At 54.0% G+C, this 16590-nt stretch carries 15 protein-coding genes; 6 read left to right on the forward strand and 9 right to left on the reverse strand.

The window, feature by feature from the left end:
* Positions 1–11: 11 nt before the first annotated feature.
* The 3 genes from PAECUDRAFT_RS14300 to PAECUDRAFT_RS14310 form a co-directional block, all read right to left on the reverse strand.
* Complete coding sequence (locus PAECUDRAFT_RS14300) at positions 12–734, reverse strand: EAL domain-containing protein (protein ID WP_006038812.1); 723 nt, start codon at positions 732–734, stop codon at positions 12–14.
* Positions 735–1024: 290 nt separating this feature from the next.
* Positions 1025–1978, reverse strand: coding sequence for a M15 family metallopeptidase (locus tag PAECUDRAFT_RS14305; RefSeq protein WP_006038814.1), 954 nt, complete (start codon positions 1976–1978; stop codon positions 1025–1027).
* Between the two features lie 127 nt (positions 1979–2105).
* Positions 2106–3545, reverse strand: a complete 1440-nt coding sequence (locus PAECUDRAFT_RS14310) for an HD-GYP domain-containing protein (RefSeq protein WP_006038815.1) — start codon at positions 3543–3545, stop codon at positions 2106–2108.
* A gap of 292 nt (positions 3546–3837) precedes the next feature.
* Here PAECUDRAFT_RS14310 and PAECUDRAFT_RS14315 point away from each other — a divergent pair, with 292 nt between their 5' ends.
* A complete protein-coding gene (locus tag PAECUDRAFT_RS14315) occupies positions 3838–5205 on the forward strand; it encodes a saccharopine dehydrogenase NADP-binding domain-containing protein (protein WP_006038816.1) in 1368 nt (455 codons plus the stop codon).
* A gap of 128 nt (positions 5206–5333) precedes the next feature.
* Here the strand turns inward: PAECUDRAFT_RS14315 and PAECUDRAFT_RS14320 are convergent, their stop codons facing one another.
* A complete protein-coding gene (locus PAECUDRAFT_RS14320; protein WP_006038817.1) occupies positions 5334–6383 on the reverse strand; it encodes a globin-coupled sensor protein in 1050 nt (349 codons plus the stop codon).
* 153 nt (positions 6384–6536) lie between these two features.
* On the opposite strand from PAECUDRAFT_RS14320, the gene PAECUDRAFT_RS14325 reads away from it, so the two are divergent.
* The 5 genes from PAECUDRAFT_RS14325 to PAECUDRAFT_RS14345 all read left to right on the forward strand — a co-directional run bounded on the left by PAECUDRAFT_RS14325 (position 6537) and on the right by PAECUDRAFT_RS14345 (position 12260).
* Positions 6537–7409, forward strand: a complete 873-nt coding sequence (locus tag PAECUDRAFT_RS14325; protein WP_006038818.1) for an aldose epimerase family protein — start codon at positions 6537–6539, stop codon at positions 7407–7409.
* Between the two features lie 151 nt (positions 7410–7560).
* Positions 7561–8433 (forward strand): SDR family oxidoreductase, encoded by an 873-nt coding sequence (locus tag PAECUDRAFT_RS14330; protein WP_006038819.1) that lies wholly within the window; start codon positions 7561–7563, stop codon positions 8431–8433.
* 526 nt (positions 8434–8959) lie between these two features.
* Positions 8960–9961, forward strand: coding sequence for a LacI family DNA-binding transcriptional regulator (locus tag PAECUDRAFT_RS14335; RefSeq protein WP_006038820.1), 1002 nt, complete (start codon positions 8960–8962; stop codon positions 9959–9961).
* Positions 9962–9963: 2 nt separating this feature from the next.
* Positions 9964–10953 carry an N-acetylglucosamine kinase gene (locus PAECUDRAFT_RS14340; RefSeq protein WP_006038821.1) on the forward strand — a complete coding sequence of 330 codons (990 nt, stop codon included), beginning with the start codon at positions 9964–9966 and terminating at the stop codon, positions 10951–10953.
* Between the two features lie 5 nt (positions 10954–10958).
* A complete protein-coding gene (locus PAECUDRAFT_RS14345; protein ID WP_006038822.1) occupies positions 10959–12260 on the forward strand; it encodes a 6-phospho-beta-glucosidase in 1302 nt (433 codons plus the stop codon).
* Between the two features lie 61 nt (positions 12261–12321).
* Here PAECUDRAFT_RS14345 and PAECUDRAFT_RS14350 read toward each other — a convergent pair whose 3' ends face one another.
* The 5 genes from PAECUDRAFT_RS14350 to PAECUDRAFT_RS14365 form a co-directional block, all read right to left on the reverse strand.
* On the reverse strand, positions 12322–12927 hold the full coding sequence (locus PAECUDRAFT_RS14350; RefSeq protein ID WP_006038823.1) for a hypothetical protein: 606 nt from the start codon (positions 12925–12927) through the stop codon (positions 12322–12324).
* A gap of 356 nt (positions 12928–13283) precedes the next feature.
* Positions 13284–13415, reverse strand: a complete 132-nt coding sequence (locus PAECUDRAFT_RS26580) for a hypothetical protein (RefSeq protein ID WP_006038825.1) — start codon at positions 13413–13415, stop codon at positions 13284–13286.
* An 82-nt stretch (positions 13416–13497) separates the two neighbouring features.
* Positions 13498–14604 (reverse strand): toxic anion resistance protein, encoded by a 1107-nt coding sequence (locus tag PAECUDRAFT_RS14355; protein ID WP_006038826.1) that lies wholly within the window; start codon positions 14602–14604, stop codon positions 13498–13500.
* Positions 14605–14623: 19 nt separating this feature from the next.
* Positions 14624–15337: a hypothetical protein gene (locus tag PAECUDRAFT_RS14360; protein ID WP_006038827.1), complete on the reverse strand. Its 714-nt coding sequence runs from the start codon at positions 15335–15337 to the stop codon at positions 14624–14626.
* 182 nt (positions 15338–15519) lie between these two features.
* On the reverse strand, positions 15520–16578 hold the full coding sequence (locus tag PAECUDRAFT_RS14365; RefSeq protein ID WP_006038828.1) for an ATP-grasp domain-containing protein: 1059 nt from the start codon (positions 16576–16578) through the stop codon (positions 15520–15522).
* Between the last annotated feature and the right edge of the window lie 12 nt (positions 16579–16590).

Genomic DNA, 16590 nt, shown 5'->3' on the forward strand with positions numbered 1-16590 from the left:
TAACAACGCTGTTAAAAAGGCAATTGTCCCGGTCTTCCCAGCCAATAGCCTTGTCCTAACGAAACGCCTAGACTTCTGGCCATCTCCCAATCCTGCTCGGTCTCTACTCCCTCAAGAATGAGCAAGGAATCGTTGCGGCACAGCTCAGCCATTAGATTAACGACACGCTGCTTCTGGCCTGATTCAGTCAACCCCTGTGCGAAATAACGGTCAAGCTTGACGATATCCGGCGATAGCTCTACGAACTTCCGAAGGGATGAAGCGCCCTCTCCTGTATCGTCCAACGCTAGACGAATGCCGCTTGCTCGCAAAATACCGGTGCCTTCAGCAAAGCCCGGCGTACTCCATAAATTTGCTTCCTCGGTGGATTCGTTTAACTCAACGACGATCCGATCGAAGAAACGTACGTAATGTCCCTCCATTCGTGACATAAATGACGGGAACGAAGGATGTGCCAGCGTCGATGGGAGAAGGTTAACAAATAAAATCGTTCGGTCGTTCGGCGAGCGTTCCCCGCCAAAATAAAACGCGATAGCCATCTCAAACGATAACGTATCCAAACGATAAAGTTCCCCGCACTGTCTGGCGTTCTGGAAGAGTTCCCCTGGACCAATCCCTGCTCGGCTTCTAATCAGCGCTTCATACCCATAGACTACGTCGGACTGCCCGTCCACGATCGGCTGGTAATGGTGGAACAGATCCTCATATTCCAACGATCTCAAAGCTTTTGACATAGCGAAAATTCCTTTCTGGCGGCTGCAAAGATTTAATTTCCGAAATACTGCAGTCTAACGAACTAGGTCGATAGGTGATGCGGACTAGGGTAACAAACAACACTTGCTGCCCTTTTCTTTTCGACATCAATCGACTAATTCCTACTTTATTCCTGATTTATTTTTATATTTTTCCTATACACAATGGATTTACCACTTCGCTGGATAAAAAAAGCCGCAGCTATGGCATCAATCGTCTGTTCCTTCAGACTTACGATCGATGCAGCATCGCTGCGGCGCTAACTGGATATCTAGTTCGTTACATTTTCTTCCGTATACTCCTCCAGCGTCAGACCGCTCGTATGCATAGCGACAGCCATATCTACGCCCACGTACCGAAGATGCCAAGATTCATACTTATAACCGGTCACTTTCTCCTTGTTCGCTGGATAACGAATAATAAAGCCATATTCAAATGAATGATCCGCCAACCACTTCGCCTCGTCCGTATCCGCAAAGCAATCCTCGGCTGCACATTTGCCGCCCGTTCCCGATACATCAATCGCTAATCCCGTCTGATGCTCGCTAAAGCCCGGACGCGCGCTGTACCTTGCTGCCGCCGCTTCGCCGTCGCGTTTCACATAGTTGTTAAACAGCGTCTTTTGACGCGCTTCCGACCGGTACCCCGACACGCCTGCAAGCGAGATGCCGTCCTTGGACGCGCCGTCGAACAGCTCCTTCAACGCCGCTGCCGCTTCCTTGCGCATTTTGCGTTTGTCAGCCTTTTCGCTAAAAATAAATGGTACATCCGGGTACACCAGATCGCGCGGCACATAGCCTGCTGGCAGCCGATGCGTCTTGTTCACCAACACGCCAACCGCCTCCGGCTTGGCAGCTGTTACAACGGAAGCCTTGCTGCCACTCGCCGGTTTGCCGCCAGATGGCTTGCCGCTTGTGTTCGTGCTGGCCGGCTTGCCGTCGGCTTGGCTATCCGATGGGCGATCTGTCTTGCCGCTCTGTCCGTCTGCCTCGCCATCCGCCTGATTCTCGCTTGAATCCGAAAGCTGGCCGGTTCCCTGCGACTCCTCGTCGGGCTTGTCCGTCTGTGCAGGAGCTGTCGGCTCCGTGCCTGTTTCAGACTGCTGGCCTTCTGCCGTCGGGGTCTGAGCTGTATGCGGTTCTGTATCTTTGCCGACTACCTTCGTGTACATGGTGCCCGCCAGAATAATAGCGAGAGCAAAAGTAATTGCAATCATTTTTTTCATGTGGGATCCCTCGATTTCTAAGTTGTCTATGAACCTGCTGCTGTTTAATAGACGACCTAGAAGAGAGGATTGTTTCATATCCGCACATGTTATTTCATTTGAACATAATGGAAGCTGTTTGCCTCCGCTATCCCTTGACGAGCTGCTTCTCCCTGTCGCTGCCCGATATTCGGCTGAAAAACTCCGCATCTTCTTGTGCCAGCAACAGCCAAGCATCCACGCATGCGGGATCAAAATGGATGCCTCGCTCCGCTTCAATAATCGCTAGCGCCTCCTGATGCGACATTGCCTTTCGATACGATCGCGACGAAGTTAACGCGTCATACACGTCCGCCACCGCCGTAATCCGTGCGAGCAGCGGAATTTTATCATGCTTCAGCCGATCCGGGTAACCGGTGCCGTCCCATCGCTCATGGTGAGAACGAATAACCGCCAGCTCCTCGGTCATGAAGCCGATTCGTTTGCATAAATTAAAGCCAGATGTGGGATGCTCTTCAATAATGCTGCGCTCGAGCGCCGTTAGCCGCCCTGGCTTATTAAGGATGGCATCCGGAACCTGCAGCTTGCCTACATCATGAACGATGCCGCCCAGCGCGATTGCCCGCAATTGCTCGGTATTCAGCTCCATACGCTCGCCTAGCCGAAGCGCATACAACGCAACGCGATAGTTATGGCCGGCCGTATAAGGATCGCGTGTCTCCGTTGTCATAATAAGCGCGCGAACGCTTGGCGATAAACAAGTCTGAATCCACTCCCTTGGATTCGCCCGAAACAGATGAAGCAAGGATTCTCCGAACGTATCCCTCACCGCATACTGATAGCGAATGCCTACCAGCGTAAACACGACTGAAATAAGCAGCGTAAGATGATAAATCCACCAGCTTAAATGCCACACCTCGCCTGTCACCATAATGAACTGCGACACGATAAGCAGCCCCGCGCTGTATACCATCGCTATTTGCATTGGTGAGCACCATGCTTGATAGGACTGCCAATAACGCCGCATCGTCCATCCGGCAAACGCTACGGTATAAACGGTCGCGCTCCATTTGAACCCGCTGCTCGTTAGAAACTCCATATCCATCAAGTGATGACTTTGGAACAGCAGCAAGCATGCAATACCTAGAATCAGCGTCCATACCGGCAGAAGGTTTCGGTTGTAGCGAGAGAGCAGCCGAATAACCGGCTGATCGCTAGACAGCGATGACAGCCAGAGCCACGATACCGCAAGCACGATGCTGATTTGGGCAGCCAACGTCGGCAGCTTGGATGCGTGCATTAGAAACCCCGGAGTTGAGAGCCCATGCAGCAGGAAAACTTCAGCTAGCGATATGTACGCGAGCGCTGCGAACGTCACTTTTACGTTTCGCAGGCGCACGCCTGCAATGCCGACCATAACCGCCATGGCCATTGCCAAGGCAGAGACGATGCTTACGACATAAAAATGGCCAGTCGGCGCGCTTAGCGTCCGATCGAGCGAACTGAAGCTTCTCAGTAACGCATACGCGAACAAAGGCAGCAACATAACGGCAGCGAGCATATAAAGTGAGCTAGCTTTTTTACGCAAACGCTGGTCCCCTCCCATCTGTACCTACAATTCCTATTAGATCTTCGTGAACATTCCGACAAGGACAAGCATTTCAGTTTGCTATCTTGATTTATACCGGACATCCAGCACGGCGTAAAGAGTATTTTTCCAATATTCCCTCAAAACCTCCATTTGCCCGTCCGCTCATGTATCAATCGTCCTATCAATCTCTCGAATAGGATGAAGAAAAGGACGAGTCGGCTGCGCCGTCACCTCTGGCAGCATGCTGACATGTATCGTCCGAACCATTACATTGAGAGGAGGCGAAAGGATGGACATCCCTTTCGCTATAACCGTACTTGGAAGCTCGGGAGGCGTCGCCCGGGCCCTTCTCACATTGTTCGAGCACTCCCTTTTGGACGAGCATTCCCCTTTGCATGCCTGCCTGGCCAACAGCCGCATCCACGGCATCGACCGGGAGCAAAAACCGCGCAGCTACTATCGCAGCTTCGCGCCGGAGCTATCCGCCCGTCTAAAACTTCATCAGCTTGACCTAACGGATGCCGAATCGTTAAAAGAGCACTGCGTCCGCACTAACACCCAGTTGGTCATCGACCTGTCTTGGGCTGACACGCGGAGCATGATTGCCTGCTGTGACGAGCTCGGCATTAGCTACGTCAACACTGCGCTGGAGGACGAGGAAGTCGACGAAGAACCCGAATTAGAGACGACGAGCCTGCTCGAACGAATCGATCGATTCGATGCGGCAGAGAGCACTTATAAGCGTGTAAAAGCGATCGTATGCTCCGGCATGAACCCTGGAGTTGTGCAGTGGATGGCCGTAGAGCTGATGAAAGAAAATCCGGACAAGAAGCCTCGTGCCATCTACGTTGTCGAGAAAGACGATACATTCTATGAGGACCCTTCGCTTGTAAAGCCTAATACCGTCTACGTCACGTGGTCGCCGGAATGCTTCCTTGAGGAAGCCGTGTCCAACTTCCCGGTCTATTCCATTGGCGAAACCACTTATATGATTTATGGCAACGTCTATGATCGCGAATATGAAGTCCGAATGGGCGACATCACGTTCTCCGGCTGCATCATGGCTCATGAGGAAACCATCGCATTGGCCGAGGATTACGAGGTGGAGAGCGCTTTTATCTATCGCGTGAATGATTACACAACGGAGCAAATCTATGACAATCTGGATGACACCGACGAGCTCTGGAAGTATGACCAGAAGTTGCTGCATCCGGACGATGGCAAGCTCGTTGGCGGCGATCTCATCGGCGTTTTGATCGTCTATGACGACCATGAGCGCTACATGTACAATCACGTAACGAATGAAGAGGCCTATGCTGAATTCAAGACCAACGCTACGTACCTGCAAGTCGCAAGCGGCGTATACGCGGCCGCATCCGTCCTTGTCCTCGATTCCGTCGAATCAGGCGTTCATTGGGTACATGACTTGGCCGAAGCAGCAGACAGCCGTTACGGCGACTATGTCATGTATTATTTGCGCGAATTCGTCACGGGCACGAACGACAGCACCGACGGCATGCTGCTGCAGCGCGTTGTCGAGGATGACGAGGACGAAGATGAAGATGATGAAAATGAAAGCGCGGATGCAGTATCCGAATCTCTGACGGACCTGTCCGCTCTAAACGGAGATGAACCGCCTCTCACGGAGTCGAAGTGATTAGGCGCGAGGGCAAGCTCAGCCTGCTGCACAAACAACCCGTATCGAATTGGAAGTCGTCCTGCGCGCTTCTGGTCGAATACGGGTTGTTTCGGTTGTTGATTATTTGTGCTAGCCGAGCGAACGGCCTATTCCTGCTGCAGCGCTTCAAGTTCCAAAGCAACGGATTCGATCATCTGAACGAATGCCGACAGCTCTTGGGAGCTTGCTGCCTGCCCCTCTGCAAGTATAACGGTCTGATCGCTGCCCCGCTGTACGAGATTCAGTGCCGTGTAGATGCTGCCTAGCTTCTCTTGAATGAGCCCGAGCGATTGCTTGGAGTTGGCCGCCAGCTTGCGGATCTCGTTAGCAACGACAGCAAACCCGCGCCCTTCCTCTCCTGCTCGCGCCGCTTCGATCGACGCATTCAATCCGATCAGATGCGTCTGATCGGACACTTCCTTCATCGTTGTGCCCAGCGAGCCAATATCCTCGACCTGTCGGTGAAGCTCCTTCACCTGCTCGTTCGAGCTTCGTTGCAGCTCTGCCGTATTCTCGGCAGAATCGGCCATTTTGCGGCTGCTTGCGTTTAGCTCTGCAATCATGGACGTCAGCTCTTGCACTGCCGCATTGACGCGGAGGAGCAGATGCTGCTTCTCTTCGACCATCCGCTGGATTTTTTCCTTCTCGTCTTCCTCATAGGCTTCCAGCACAACCTGCGAATCGAGATTAAACAGCTTGCTCAAGGACATGACAACGACTGCCCATTGATCGGGCAGCGCGCGCTTCAACTGCTGCGTTGCGATTTGAAGATACAGCATATAGGTGCCCAAATACCAGTTTGTCGTCAGTCCGATTCTCGAGTGGATGCGGCCGATGTGAAGGCGGCGCTCGAAGAAGGCTTCATCGATCAAGCCGGCCGTCAACGACTGGAAATACCATCGCTGCGTCCCTTTCAATCGGTCAAGCGTACTGTGGCTATTAATGATGGCTGCGAGTTCAGGCTCCTGCAGCAGCCGCTCATACAGCTCGTCTACGACCAAATCCGTAATGGTGCCGAACAGCGCTTCTTGCGCATGAAGTATCTTCAGATCTTCCTCTGTGATCCCCGTAAACGCTACTTGCTGTAGCCGTGCACCCGTTAAATGAATGCCGAGGCGGTCAGACGCCGTTGTCCGACCCATCATGTGATTGTTCATAGTAAGGTCCCCCCAAAATGCAGCTATATAGGACTTTATATCGGTGACATGGGACGTAAGGTTTAGATTGACAACGGCCATTGTGGTATGCTATTCAAAAGTCACACCGTTTCGGCGTTGTTGCTAATTCGTCATAATTTGGAGGAAATCTAGATGAGCGCACCTTATTCAGTCCGTACGTACAACGAGCATTACACGATGATTGAGCTTTCCGAGGCTTCGACCTCCTCCAGCGTAACCCTATGCCCCGAGCGCGGCGGCATTGCGATCAGCTGCAAGCTGAACGACCTGGAGCTTTTCTACTTGGACGAATCCACGTTCATTGACCCGAATGCGAACATTCGCGGCGGCAATCCGATCTTGTTCCCTATCTGCGGCCAATTGGACAATGCGGAATACGTCTGGAACGGAACCACCTATCCGATGCGCAATCATGGCGTAGCCCGCACTTCGGCTTGGGAGGTTGTCGGCCAGTCGACGGAAGGACTCGCCTCCGTGACGCTGCGCTTGACCAGCAATGCTGCCACGCTGGAATCGTACCCATTCGCATTCGAGCTGCTCTTCACGTACACGCTGCAAGACGGCAAGCTGCAGCTGGAGCAGCAGTACAAAAACCACGGCGCCGAGCCGATGCCCATGTACGCTGGCTTCCACCCTTATTTCAATACGGATACGAAAAACATCGCTTATGAGACCGACGCGACGGTTTACCTCGATTACAACGACATGGTCGAAAAGCCATTCGAGGGCTCCCTCGACCTGTCCGGCATGGTCGAGTCCGTTACGCTGCTCGATCCCGTGAAGCCGACGATCGCTTTCCCAGTGTCGGGCGGCCGTACCGTGCGCCTGTCCTACAGCGACAACTTCCGTTACATCGTGCTTTGGTCCGTCGATGGCAAGCCGTTCTTCTGCGTGGAGCCATGGATGGCCAAAACGACCGAGCTTAACGTGCAGCAAGAGCTCGTGATGGTAGCGCCTAACGAGATAGTTCATGCTTCATTAACGATTGCGCTTGATCCTCAATAAGCATAAGCGCTGATTCCCCCTTCGGGCGAGGAAGCCTCTCTTCGAAACTTGTGAATAGAAATACCCCCTTTATCCATAATAAGGACGGGTTAATGAAATTCGCTCGTTATCGCAAAACGTGCAATTCGCACGCAAGGAGGCTTCCTACACGATGAGCCCGTCTCAACCACAGAAACATCAAGTACTGCCGCCGCAGCACCAGAATCGCCAGCCGGGTATCGAATCCGAGATGAACCCGCTTCCCGCATTCGAATCGCCCTCTTATAAAGCAGCCGGCAAGCTGCAAGGCAAAGTGGCGCTCATCACAGGCGGCGACAGCGGCATTGGTCGCGCAGCTTCTGTCGCATTCGCCAAGGAAGGCGCCGATGTCGCGATTGTTTATTTGGATGAGCATGGCGATGCGCAGGCGACCAAAGCGATCATCGAGTCGCATGGCCGCCGCTGTTTGCTCATCGCCGGCGATATTGGCGATGAGGCGTTCTGCCAGCAAGCGGTTGACCAAACGAAGCAAACGCTTGGCGGCGTCGATGTGCTGGTCAACAACGCCGCAGAGCAGCATGTCGTCCAGCAGCTCGAGCAATTAACCGCACAGCAGCTGGAGCGGACCTTCCGCACGAACGTATTCGGCATGTTCTACTTGACGAAGGCTGCCCTTCCGCTCTTAAAAGCTGGAACGTCGATCATTAACACCGCGTCAATCACTGCGTACAAAGGCAACCCGCTGCTGGTCGACTACTCCGCGACCAAGGGCGCCGTCGTCGCCTTCACGCGCGCGCTCGCAGTGCAGCTCGCTGATCGCGGCATTCGCGTGAACGGCGTCGCGCCCGGCCCGATCTGGACGCCGCTCATTCCTGCGTCCTTTGACGCTCAGCTCGTGTCCGAGTTCGGCTCAGACACGCCGCTGAAACGGCCCGGCCAGCCGTACGAAATGGCGGCGGCGTATGTGTTCCTCGCCTGTGACGACTCCTCGTACATGACGGGGCAGATGATTCATCTGAACGGCGGCGAGGTCGTGAACGGTTAGCGACTAGAATGCGGCAGTCCCCGCAATCATCATCGATGATGATTGCGGGGACTGCCTTTTTTCCGATACTTTGCTGCCAAGAACCCCCCGACAACGGGGAACTGCGTAAGCGTTACCGAAATTCTAACGGACTGCAGAGCCGCTATCCCCCTCCACACGCGCACGCTGCAAAAGTAACGGACCACTCTGCCGTTATTTAGCCATTTCAGCGCCTCGCGGGGACGATATTGGCCAAATAACGGCTGCTCGGTCCGTTACAAAATAAATATGCCGGATTATGCTCAAATAAGGGCCGCTCAGTCCGTTACAAACAAACTTTACGCCATCGTCCTCCCCATCACTAGCGGCATTCGAATCCAAAGGTTGCGCATGCCGTCCTATTGCGTTATAGTTAATGCACGAACAAAAGTTTAATCGATTTAACTTTCATAACAACACATGTACCTTTGCAACAGCAAATATTTAGATTATTACGCCCTAAAAGTTTAACCGATTTAACTTTATGAATTTCGGAGGAGCACCACCTATGAAAATCAACATCCACGATGTTGCCAAAAAATCCGGCCTATCCGTCGTAACGGTGTCCCGTGTGCTAAACGGCTCTCCCTCCGTGCGCGAACACAATCGCCAGAAGGTGCTTGAGGCAGTAAAAGAGCTCGGCTATCGCCCCAATGCTGCTGCAAGGTCATTATCGAGCGGACGAACCGGCATCATCGGCGTCATTCTGACGACGCTGCAAGACTCGATGTTCGACACTGTCGTCCAGCGGCTCAATGAAGAGCTGGCCATGCAAGGCTACTTCCTTGCCGTAGCTGTTGTCGGCAACATGTCCGAGGATGACAGCCACTATTTGATTCAAGAGGATCGGGTAGACGGGCTCGTGCTCCTCTCTCCCCTTGAAGAGGATGCGTACATCGTGGAGATGAAGCGCCGCGGCATTCCCTACGTCCTTATCGATAACCAAAAGCCGGACAACGACGCATGGTCCATCACGATCGACAACTATACCGGCGGACAAACGGCGGCACGCCATTTGCTTGAGCTAGGGCATACCTCTATCGCCCATCTGTGCGGCAGCGAACGGTTCCGAAGCACGCGGGAGCGGCGAAGCGGCTTCCTCGACGAGCTTCAACGTGCAGGCATCGAGCCATTCGAACTTGTGCTGGGCGATTATGATGTCGAGTTCGGCTATGAAACGACCAAAGGCTGGATCGAAGCAAAATGCCTCCCCACTGCCGTGTTCGCGGGAGACGATCACATTGCGCTCGGCGTCATCAATGCGCTGACCGAAGCCGGCCTGCGCGTGCCCCATGACGTTTCCGTTATCGGCTATGACGATCAAACGCTCGCTTCCAAGCTTCGCCCGCATCTGACGACGATTCGCCAGCCAGCCGACGGCATCGCTCATTCGGCCGCGCATATGCTGCTCTCGCGAATCGGCGGCGTGCATCGCAGCATGCAGCAGAAGCTGCAGCCTTCTCTAATTATTCGCAACACGACGGCGCAGCCGCGAAAGGGGACTCCATAAGCATGACCGTATACTTAGGCATCGACAGCGGCGGGAGCAAAACGTACGCCCTACTGACAGATGTGCATGGCAATATTCTCGGCAAAGGCAAAGGCGGACGAGGCAATCATCAGAATGGCCGGGACGAGGCCGAATCCAGTATCCGCGCTGCAACGGCGCAAGCGTTAGAGCAAGCTGGACTTAGCCGAGAGGATGTTACCCATGCCTGCTTCGGCCTGGCAGGAGCGGACCGCGAGACCGACTATCAAATCCTTCGTCCGCTCATCGCGTCGCTTGATTTCCCGAGATGGTCTATTGAATGCGATACGCTGATCGGGCTTCGTGCCGGAACGACGCGCCCCTATGGCATCGGCATTATTTGCGGCACGGGCACGAACTGCGTCGGCATCAACCCCGCCGGCACTTCGTTCCAATGCGGCGGCTTCAACTATATGTACGGCGATTTCGGCGGAGGCGGCGCGCTCAACATCGAAGCCTTCCGCTCCGTCATCCGCGCTTGGGATGGCCGCGAGCAGCCAACCGTCCTCACGCCGCTGCTGCTTGACCTGCTTGGGTACCCCGACGTCGAGACGATGTACAACGACTACCTCGATCACGACAAAGCCGTGCCGCTGGACGCAGCGAGACTGCTGTTCCAAGCCGCGGCGCAGAACGACGCGGTCGCTATCGCAATCCTAAACCGCCAAGGCGCTGAGCTGGGCAAATCGGCAAGCGCAGTCGTTCGCAAGCTTGGCATGAACGGCGATACGTTCGATGTCGTGCTAGCGGGCAGCTTGGTCACGCGCGGGGATACCGGCGGTTGGATTCGCGGAGCGATCGAGCAGGCCACCTTAGCGGTCGCCCCTCACGCGCGAATCGTTACGTTAGCTACAGAGCCTGTCGTCGGCGCCGTCTGGCGCGCGATGGAGGCAGCCGGACAAACCGTAACTCCTGATATCCATCGCAAGATGAGCGCTTATAGCGAATTTAATCAACTACCAGAAGGGATCTGACAAACATGGCAAACGGTCTAAAAATCGCGGTAATCGGCGGCGGCTCCTCTTATACGCCTGAGCTTGTAGAAGGTTTTATTCGCAATTATGAGCAGCTGCCTGTTCGCGAGCTGTGGCTCGTCGATATCGAAGAAGGGCTGCATAAGCTCAACATCGTCGGACAGCTCGCGCAGCGTATGGTGGAGCAATCCGGGCTGCCCATGCAGGTGCATCTAACAACGGACCGCCGCCGGGCGATCGAAGGCGCCGACTTCGTCAGCACGCAGATGCGTGTCGGCATGCTGGCTGCGCGCGGCCGCGACGAGACGATCCCGCTAAGCTATAACGTAATCGGCCAAGAGACGACCGGACCAGGGGGCATGATGAAGGCGCTGCGGACAATTCCGGTGCTGCTCGACATTTGCCGTGACATCGAAGAGCTTGCGCCCAACGCTTGGCTGCTCAACTTTACCAATCCCGCGGGCATGGTAACTGAAGCCATTCTCCAGCATGCCAACGTGCGCAGCATCGGGCTTTGCAACGCTCCGATCGGCTTGCGGAAGTGGTTATCAGGCAAGTATGGCGTATCTGCCGATCGTATATACACGGAGTTCGTCGGCCTCAACCATCTGCACTGGGTATCGCGCGTCGAAGTCGACGGCGTGGATAAGCTGACGGAGCTGCTGAACAACCAAGAGGATTACAGCGCGAAAAACGTGCCGCAGCAAGGCTGGAATCCGACGTTCCTCCGCTCGCTCGGCGCATTGCCTTCGTATTACTTGAAGTACTTCTATATGACGGACAAAATGCTAGCGGATCAGCAAAAAGCGCTGAAGCAGGACGGCATTCGGGCGGAAGTCGTCAAGCGCGTCGAGGACGAGCTGTTCAAGCTGTACGCCGATCCAGCACTATCCGAGAAGCCCAAACAGCTGGAGCAGCGCGGCGGCGCGTACTATTCCGAAGCAGCCGTCAACCTGATGCGCTCCCTCTACAACGGAACGAATGACATCCAGACGCTGAATGTCGCGAACCAAGGCGTGCTCGACTTCCTGCCAGCGGACGCATCCATTGAGGTGAATTGCATCGTGACCAAAAGCGGGCCGCTGCCTTTGCCCGTCACCAACGTGCCGCCGCAATCCAAGGGTCTCATCCATGCGGTCAAAACGTATGAGCAGCTCGCCATCCGCGCTGCTGTCACTGGCGACCGCGGCTTAGCGCTGCAAGCGATGGCGCATCATCCGCTCGTTCCTTCCGTCGATACCGCCGTTGCGCTGCTCGACGAGATGCTGGAGGCGAATCGAGCGTACTTGCCGCAATTTTTCGCTTAAATAAACAAAAAGACGGATACCAAGGAGCCTCTGCTCCACAGGTATCCGTCTTCCATTGTCGTCACCATCTCTTCCGGTCATCCGGCCGGATGTCGAGATTGCCCAAGTCCGACAATTGGTCATACGCATCTTTATAAATACGAATAATGGCCTGCACATTGCGGAACTCATCATCTTCTGGCCCGTAGCCTTCCATAAACATCTTCTCGATAATGCGGCGGAAGAAAGCAATCCGTTTCTCCATCCGGCCCTGCTCCATGAGAATAATGTCTTCGAATGTATTCTCCTCGATAAACGTATCAAGCAGGTCTTGCCCATCCTCTTGATTATTGCGGCGCGAGCGGCTTCGCGAGCCGAAACGCTCCCGATCCCCTCTCGTGTCCAAATCGTGCGCAGCTTCCTCTTGTGACTGAAGATCGATCGATGTCCGAAGCGCGGACAACGTAATATTTTCGCGGGCAAGCATGACATGGAAATCCTTATGCTGCAGCAGCTCAGCTACGACCAATCGGCACATTTCCCGATTTTGGAGCAGCATGCCATCGAACGGATGAAGCGTCCAATTATCCTGTTGGTAATACAGGTTGAAGGTAAACATCGCACTGCCGTAACGATACTGCATGTTGATCCGCGTCTCATCGATAATTTCGAACGAGAAATCCAGCATGTCTTTGCTCCTCCCGGAATGATCTTCTCTATAATTCATAAATTATACCACAATGGCGGCAGACTGGACTTTACGCCGATTAAAGAATTACGGTAAAGTAGAAAGCAGAGAATCTACTACCTAACGTCAATGAACGGAGTGTCGCTCCATGAAATTTATTCGAGAAAATAAAATGAATGTATGGCTCGGCATTCTCCTCCTCATCAACCTCGTCCTTCTCTTTGCTTTCTTCCGGCCCGGCCCCTAATCAATACCCGCCTGCTTCGGTTTCCTAACGCTGCCTTAAACCCTGCTCCTGACCGCATGCCGGCAGCCAAAAAAGGCCGGCCCGCCAAGCGCCTCAAGCGCGTAACGGATCAGCCCTTCTTGCTGTTGTTGCTCGAATCATAACCATGCTGCTCATTCAATTCTGCGATGGCCTCGGCCCGCTCGCTGCTTGCGATTACAATCAAGACAACAATGACACAGCCCAGTATGACGGAAAGCATCCGACCAACCAGCCTCCCTCCATGCGCAGACGGCTTTTCTGCCAATCTATGCAGGAGGACGCATCATTATGCCGAATGTTTGCTAGCTTAACAAGGAGCTGATCTCATTCTCTGCCGGAACGCCCGACTTCAATGCCGGAGCTGACGCCGCATCCGAACCATGGCCCAGACGGTTTGCAAGCTGCGCATTAATCGACGTCATTTTGCTCGTGTAGTCGTTGCAGCTATCGATGATGCGCCTGTTCGACTGCTCGGACATATCGATTGCCGCCATCAAATCGCCGATGGCCCGGTTGACCGCTTCCATCGACATCGACGGCTTCGCCAGCAATTCGTTCGTTTTCTCGGTCGTCTGGCGCAGCAAGCGCGCATTTTCCTGGAACTGATTTTCGATCGTCTTATTCGTTGCATCTACCGCGCTAATGACTTTCTCTTGGTCGTTCAATGCAAGCGCGATCATCGCCGAAACGGTAATTAGATTAGACGTCTTGTCAATCGCATTGTTGACGGAGTCGATCAGCTTATCATTGTTGTCGTTAATGATATCCGTTGCCGCAATCGCCTGATTGTAGAGCATAATCATCTCGGTCATCGATTGAATGCGGGTAACTACTTTGCGCAAACCGCGCTCCAGCTGCGCCTTGCGGCCAGCATTGTCCGGATTCGCGATCTCCGTCTCGAACAGCTCCTTGAGCTTGTCCCCGAACGTAATTTTGGTCTGCAGCGAATAAATCTCTTCCAGCGAGCTACGCTTGAGCTGGCGCATGTTGACGATGCTCTCCTCAAGCGTATCCTTGCCGTCGCGCAAGCCGTTAATGATCGCATCGACGTTCGTTTTGACCGTCTGATACTTGTACACGTAGTTTTTCAACGGACTTTTGCGCAGCATTTTGCCCAGGAAGCCGACATTCTTGCTCTGCTGAAGCGTCTCGCACTCGCTGCGCAGCTTCAAGATCATGTTGGACACTTCTGAACGACTGCCATTCATCAGGTCGTTAACGGGACGGTCAAGCAGCTTCAGCGTCTGTCCTGCCTTTTCCTGCGTTTTGATACCGAGCTTCCCGATTTCGTCCATCAGCGTATCCAACTGAACCGAGTCCGTCTGCGCGACTTGTCCGATCAGTCGGGATGCTTCCTGCACAACCTTCTGTTCATCCTCTTGCTTCAACTGCACCAATTGCGTCGACATCTAACAGGCCTCCCTATCGTTATAGCTCTGATTGATTATACCGCTGGTGAATCAGCTCTGCTTTGGTCTGCAATTCAAGCAGATCCTTATGTTCGATCGTGGATGCGATAGCGGAAATTTTGGAATCAACATCTTTTAAGCCGTTAAGCAGCATTCGGCGGTTTTTGCTCTTCATCTCGCCGCTAAGGCGCAAAAACGGATTAATAACTCCGTTAAGATCCTTCAGAATCAGCCTGCGAATCGTATGGTTCGTATTGCTATCCCCAAGTTGCTCGAGCAATGGAATAATCCGTTGTACACGAGAGAACAAAGAAAGCGACTTCTCGACGATCTCGCTATCGAGGTTATGCTGCTGTCCCTCGGAAATGATCATATCTTCTAGCACCTGCAAATACTCGACAACCGGACCGAAGCCCTCCGGCAAAATCGGCGCTGCTGCTGATTGCGATGCAGCAGGCGCTGGCGCAACCTGCGGCTGCCGTCCTCCCCCGCCATGAAGCTGCTGCGATTGCTGATGCTGCTGAGGCGGCTGCAGGCGATCCGGAAGCGGTCCTGCCGGTTGGCCGGACATATCCAAGCTTGGAGCCGGACCACGGTTTCGAGCCGGGAGCAAGCTGCCGAATATAGCGCCAATCGCCGGAATGAACAGCGTTAGAATCTCAGGCAGCATAAAGCTTAATACAACTGCAGCAACATATCCGATTGCACCGCCGACCAGTACATTTTTCCTCACAAGCAATTCCCTCCACATGGACACGTTAGTCTCTCTCACTATTGTAGAAACCCTCGCTAACGCTGTCAATGGAGCCGGGGGAGCAGCAAAATCCCCGTCGCGAGTCGGGGGAGCAGCCTATGCCATACGTTCAGCAAGCAGTGGCGACGCCTATAGTTCCGCAATTTGTCAGAACTGTCCGCCTAGCGCATCATGCGCTTTAAGCTTCCTTCGAACGTCTGCATGCGCATCGACAGCTCGATGTGGCTCGTCGTAATGCCGAATTCCGGCTTCAACGGCTCAATCGGTTGTCCTAACGCGGCTTTGACGCCTAAATACGGGAAGTTGATGCCGGCTAAGCAGGTGGCATGCAGTCCGCCGGACATTCGCGGATTAATTTCCAGAAGCTTCGGCACGCCGCCATTGCAGCGCATTTGTATATTAAAGTTGTACGGAATGCGATACGTCTCTGCAACGCGATGAGCGATGGCGATAAGCTCGGCGTTATCCTCCAGCACGCGAAGGCGTCCGTCCGCTTTGCGACGCGGCACTGCCGCCAGCAGCTTGCCGTCCCGATTCGCGAGACAATCGATGCTGTACTCCGGACCATCCAGCAGCTCCATGACCATCATTTCAGGGAAACGCTCCGCCCGGGCCAAAATGCTGTATGCCTCGTCAAACGTCAACTCGTTGGTCACATAACCGAACAGATCCTTCAACGCATCGCGCTCGTCGTTTACGATTCGGAAGCCCAGCCCGCCCTCCGAATCGGTCGGCTTGAAGCAGACGCGATGTCCCGCTTCTCTTAACCGTGCATAGGCTTGCTTGAAGCCCTCGGCGTCACGGACAACCTCGTATGCCGGAACCTCCATGATGCCCGTCGCTCGAACCGCTTCATAGAACTTGTCCTTAATCGTCAGCTTCTCTAGCAGCTCCACATCACGGCATACCGTCACTTGTGTCCCGATCTCGTCAAACAACGCGATGTGGCGAGCAATATCGAGCATATGCAGTCTTGGGATGAAGACGTCAATCTCATGCTCTCGGCAGAAATCAACGCAAAACTGTGCGTAATCCAGTCCATGAAGTACAGGCTCGACCGTCGCATAATCAGCAGCTTGCAGCGCCATATGCCCTGGGTCGGGGTGTGTGCCGTATAGCTTGAACGCAACGCCGTCCTCATTGTGGCGAATGCTGTTCATGTAATGATAGGCGACGGAAAACCACCGGTTAAAATATACGCGAAGCTCTTTTTTGCTCATGTCCAGCTCCCC

This window comes from Paenibacillus curdlanolyticus YK9 (genome assembly GCF_000179615.1).
Classification (GTDB): Bacteria; Bacillota; Bacilli; order Paenibacillales; family Paenibacillaceae; genus Paenibacillus_T; species Paenibacillus_T curdlanolyticus.

Excerpts from the sequence above, each read along its gene's own strand:
- PAECUDRAFT_RS14300 (WP_006038812.1), bottom strand. The coding sequence starts at position 734 with ATGTCAAAAGCTTTGAGATCGTTGGAATATGAGGATCTGTTCCACCAT.
- PAECUDRAFT_RS14305 (WP_006038814.1), bottom strand. The coding sequence starts at position 1,978 with ATGAAAAAAATGATTGCAATTACTTTTGCTCTCGCTATTATTCTGGCG.
- PAECUDRAFT_RS14315 (WP_006038816.1), top strand. The coding sequence starts at position 3,838 with ATGGACATCCCTTTCGCTATAACCGTACTTGGAAGCTCGGGAGGCGTC.
- PAECUDRAFT_RS14320 (WP_006038817.1), bottom strand. The coding sequence starts at position 6,383 with ATGAACAATCACATGATGGGTCGGACAACGGCGTCTGACCGCCTCGGC.
- PAECUDRAFT_RS14325 (WP_006038818.1), top strand. The coding sequence starts at position 6,537 with ATGAGCGCACCTTATTCAGTCCGTACGTACAACGAGCATTACACGATG.
- PAECUDRAFT_RS14330 (WP_006038819.1), top strand. The coding sequence starts at position 7,561 with ATGAGCCCGTCTCAACCACAGAAACATCAAGTACTGCCGCCGCAGCAC.
- PAECUDRAFT_RS14335 (WP_006038820.1), top strand. The coding sequence starts at position 8,960 with ATGAAAATCAACATCCACGATGTTGCCAAAAAATCCGGCCTATCCGTC.
- PAECUDRAFT_RS14340 (WP_006038821.1), top strand. The coding sequence starts at position 9,964 with ATGACCGTATACTTAGGCATCGACAGCGGCGGGAGCAAAACGTACGCC.
- PAECUDRAFT_RS14345 (WP_006038822.1), top strand. The coding sequence starts at position 10,959 with ATGGCAAACGGTCTAAAAATCGCGGTAATCGGCGGCGGCTCCTCTTAT.
- PAECUDRAFT_RS14350 (WP_006038823.1), bottom strand. The coding sequence starts at position 12,927 with ATGCTGGATTTCTCGTTCGAAATTATCGATGAGACGCGGATCAACATG.
- PAECUDRAFT_RS26580 (WP_006038825.1), bottom strand. The coding sequence starts at position 13,415 with ATGCTTTCCGTCATACTGGGCTGTGTCATTGTTGTCTTGATTGTAATC.
- PAECUDRAFT_RS14355 (WP_006038826.1), bottom strand. The coding sequence starts at position 14,604 with ATGTCGACGCAATTGGTGCAGTTGAAGCAAGAGGATGAACAGAAGGTT.
- PAECUDRAFT_RS14365 (WP_006038828.1), bottom strand. The coding sequence starts at position 16,578 with ATGAGCAAAAAAGAGCTTCGCGTATATTTTAACCGGTGGTTTTCCGTC.